The sequence below is a fragment of the Streptomyces sp. OfavH-34-F genome (assembly GCF_022347745.1).
Taxonomy (GTDB): domain Bacteria; phylum Actinomycetota; class Actinomycetes; order Streptomycetales; family Streptomycetaceae; genus Streptomyces.
In genome coordinates this window covers 1-2,788 of record NZ_JAKRGC010000515.1, presented here as the reverse complement: position 1 = coordinate 2,788, position 2,788 = coordinate 1, and the positions used below count along the sequence as shown (strand labels likewise).

Here is a 2,788-nt window from a genome sequence, read left to right as displayed (position 1 = left end):
CCGCCGCGGGCGCGGCGGAGCTTCGGCAGGCGGCGGCGCGGCTTCGCCGGGGAAGCGTCTCCCGTCGCCTCGTCCCCGGCCTCGTCCGGGGCCGGCTCCTCGTCCGCCTCGTCCGGCTCCGGTTCCTCCTTCGGCGGGCGCAGCAGCTCCGGGATCTCCACGCCTCCCCGGAAGCCCGCCACCTCCGTACCGGGGCCGAACTCACCGAACGCGCCGGGGCCGGTCTCGCCGAACGGACCGGCCGCGCCGAAGGGGCCCGCCTCGCCGGGAGGGCCCGTCTCGCCGAAGGGGCCCGGTTCGACACGCCACCAGTCCGGCTCGCCGCCATCCGGGCCCAATTCCTCCGTGCCCGCCCGGTGCGGGCCGTCCTCGGCGCGCGGTGCGGGGATGTCCGGCGCCCCCGCCTCCCCGGGCGCCTCCGGCGCCTTCCGCAGGCCGGCGCGCGCCGCTTCCGCGACGAGTTCGTCGGGCGTGCCGAGCCTGCCGATGATGCGCCGCACCTGGCCCGGCGTGTGCGCCGCCTGGGCGCTGCGCTGCCGGTCGATCTCGGCGCGGAGGTCCGCCACCAGCCGCATCCGGTCGCCCGACGACAGCTGTTGCTGCAGGGCGAGGTCCCCGACCCGGCTCAGATAGTCGTGGACCAGCTGCTCGCTCTCGATCCCCACGCGATGCTTCCCCTCGGTTCCGCGCTGCCGGCCTGCACCGAAGGTAGCGCCCTCGGGGCACTCCGGAGCGACTACCGTGGGGCGGATGGGGACGACCACACCACCGCGGACGCTCGCCGAGGCGCTGCGCGCCCGGGACGACGAGTCACTGGCCGGGCTGCTGCGGGCGCGGCCCGACCTCCTCTCCCCCGTACCGGGCGACATCACCCAGCTCGCCACCCGCGCGGCCACCCGCGCCTCCGTGGTGCGGGCCCTGGAGCATCTGGACCGGTTCGCCCTGCAGACCGCCGAGGCGCTGGCGGTGGCCCCCGACCCCGCCCCGTACGGAACGCTGCTCGGGCTGCTGACCGGCGACGGGCAGGACGACGGCGAGCAGCGCGACGACGCGGGCGCCGCCATCGCCGCCGCGCTGCCCGGCGCGCTCGGCACCCTGCGCGAGCAGGCCCTGGTGTGGGGCGACGACGACCGGTTGCGGCTGGTCCGCACGGCGCGGGAGCTGCTGTCCCCGTCCCCGCAGCACCCCTCCCCGACCGGTCTCGGCCCGACCGTCGCCGAGGCCACCGCGGGCATGTCGCCGGGCCGGCTCCAGGAGATCCTGGCCGCCGCCGGGCTGCCCGCCACGCACGACCCGGTGTCCGCGGTGACCGCCCTGACCGCGCTGTTCACCGACCGGGCCCGGATGGGCGAGCTGCTGGACACCGCCCCCATGGAGGCCCTGGCGGTGCTGGACCGGCTGGTGTGGGGGCCGCCGTACGGGGAGGTCACGCCGAACCCGACGCCGCCCGTGCGGTGGCTGCGCGACCGGGGGCTGCTGCTGCCCGTCTCGACCCGGACCGTCGTCCTGCCCCGCGAGGCGGCGCTCCACCTGCGGGCCGGGCGCGCGCACCGGGTGCCCGAGCCCCGGCCGCCGGCCGTGACCGCCGTCGCCGAACGCGATCCACAGGCTGTGGACAGCGCGGCGGCCGGGCAGGCGTACCTCGCCGTGTCCACCGTCGAGGAGCTGCTGAAGCTGTGGAACGGCGGCGGGCCGCCCGTCCTGCGCGCGGGCGGGCTCAGCGTCCGCGAGCTGCGCAGGACCGCCACCGCGCTGGACGTCTCCGAGCCGCTGGCCGCGTTCTGGGTGGAACTGGCGTACGGGGCCGGGCTGCTGGCCTCGGACGGCGAGGCCGACGAGCGGTACGCGCCGACGCCCGCCTCCGACGAGTGGCTGGACCTGCCCGCCCAGGAGCGCTGGGCCTCCCTCGCCACCGCCTGGCTCGCCGCGACCCGCACCTCCGGCCTGGTCGGCGGCCAGGACGCGAAGGGCCGGGCGCTGTCCGCGCTCGGCCCCGACCTGGACCGGTCCGCCGCGCCGGAGGTGCGCCGCCGGGTCCTCACCCTCCTCGACGAGCTGCCGGACGGCACCGCGCCCGACCCGGAGAGCCTGCTCGCCCGGCTCCGCTGGGAACGCCCGCTGCGCGGGACCGCCCCCGGCGACGGCTCGGACCTGCGGTCCCGGATCGCCCTGTGGACGCTCAACGAGTCGGAGCTTCTGGGCATCACCGGGCGCGGCGCCCTCGCCTCGCACACCCGCGCCCTGCTCACCGCCGGGCCCGCCAAGGCCGCCGCCCTGCTCGCCCCGCTGCTGCCCGAGCCCCTGGACCACGTCCTGCTCCAGGCCGACCTGACCGCCGTCGCGCCGGGACCGCTGGAGCGCCCGCTCGCCGACCTGCTGGGCACCCTCGCGGACGTCGAGTCCAAGGGCGGGGCGACGGTGTACCGCTTCACGCCCGGCTCGGTGCGCCGCGCCCTGGACGCCGGGAAGACCGCGGCCGACCTGCACGCCTTCCTCGCCACGCACAGCCGGACGCCGGTGCCGCAGCCGCTCAGCTACCTCATCGACGACGTGGCCCGCCGCCACGGCCGCCTGCGGATCGGGGCCGCCTCCTCGTACGTGCGCTGCGACGACGAGACGGTGCTCGGCGAGATCCTGGCCGACAAGCGGGCCGCCGCGCTGCGGCTGCGGCGGATCGCGCCGACGGTGCTGGCGGCCGGGGCCGACCCCGCGTCGCTCCTCGACGGGCTGCGCGAGATGGGGTACGCGCCCGCCGCGGAGTCCGCCGACGGGGACGTCCTGATCACCC

1 protein-coding gene and 1 pseudogene are annotated in these 2,788 nt (G+C 78.2%); one reads left to right on the top strand and one right to left on the bottom strand.

Annotated elements, in window-relative coordinates; all coding sequences use genetic code 11:
• A pseudogene (locus tag MHW47_RS34215) lies at window positions 1–665 on the bottom strand (hypothetical protein); the annotation flags it as partial.
• A gap of 85 nt (window positions 666–750) precedes the next feature.
• On the opposite strand from MHW47_RS34215, the gene MHW47_RS34210 reads away from it, so the two are divergent.
• On the top strand, window positions 751–2,788 hold a 2,038-nt coding region (locus MHW47_RS34210), incomplete at its 3' end, for a helicase-associated domain-containing protein (protein WP_239227736.1).